1 protein-coding gene is annotated in these 1,052 nt (G+C 64.0%); it reads left to right on the top strand.

Translation table 11 applies throughout. The annotated features are described in order from the left end of the window. Positions 1–1,052: serine hydroxymethyltransferase (gene glyA / locus DIE06_RS37800; protein ID WP_148094388.1), on the top strand; the 1,052-nt coding region annotated here is incomplete at both ends.

Below are 1,052 nucleotides of genomic sequence, written 5' to 3'. Positions count from 1 at the left end.
CAGGAAGATCACATCGAGCTGATCGCGTCGGAAAACTACACGAGCCCGGCCGTGATGGCCGCACAGGGTTCGCAGCTCACGAACAAGTACGCGGAAGGTTATCCGGGCAAGCGCTACTACGGCGGCTGTGAATACGTCGACGTGGTCGAGCAGCTGGCGATCGACCGTGTGAAGCAGCTGTTCGGCGCGGAAGCAGCGAACGTGCAGCCGAACTCGGGTTCGCAGGCGAACCAGGGCGTGTTCTTCGCGATGCTCAAGCCGGGCGACACGATCATGGGGCTGAGCCTCGCGCATGGTGGCCACCTGACGCACGGTTCGCCGGTGAACATGTCGGGCAAGTGGTTCAACGTCGTCAGCTACGGCCTGAACGAAAACGAAGACATCGACTACGACGCGGCCGAGAAGCTGGCGAACGAACACAAGCCGAAGCTGATCGTGGCGGGTGCATCGGCATTCGCACTGAAGATCGACTTCGAGCGTCTGGCGAAGATCGCGAAGTCGGTCGGCGCGTACCTGATGGTCGACATGGCGCACTACGCCGGCCTGATCGCAGCGGGCGTGTACCCGAACCCGGTGCCGCACGCGGATTTCGTGACGACGACGACGCACAAGAGCCTGCGCGGCCCGCGCGGCGGCGTGATCCTGATGAAGTCGGAGTATGAGAAGCAGATCAACTCGGCGATCTTCCCGGGCATCCAGGGCGGCCCGCTGATGCACGTGATCGCGGCGAAGGCGGTGGCGTTCAAGGAAGCGCTGTCGCCGGCGTTCAAGGAATATCAGCAGAAGGTGGTCGAGAACGCACGCGTGCTGGCTGAAACGCTGGTCAAGCGCGGCCTGCGGATCGTGTCGGGCCGCACGGAAAGCCACGTGATGCTGGTCGATCTGCGCGCGAAGAACATTACGGGCAAGGCAGCGGAAGCGGCGCTCGGTGCGGCGCACATCACGGTGAACAAGAACGCGATCCCGAACGACCCGGAAAAGCCGTTCGTGACGAGCGGCATCCGTCTGGGTTCGCCGGCGATGACGACGCGCGGGTTCGGCCCGGCGGAAGC

This window comes from Burkholderia sp. Bp8998 (genome assembly GCF_003854235.1).
Classification (GTDB): domain Bacteria; phylum Pseudomonadota; class Gammaproteobacteria; order Burkholderiales; family Burkholderiaceae; genus Burkholderia.
Note: the sequence above shows the minus strand (reverse complement) of the source record. Positions and strands in the feature narration are given on the sequence as shown.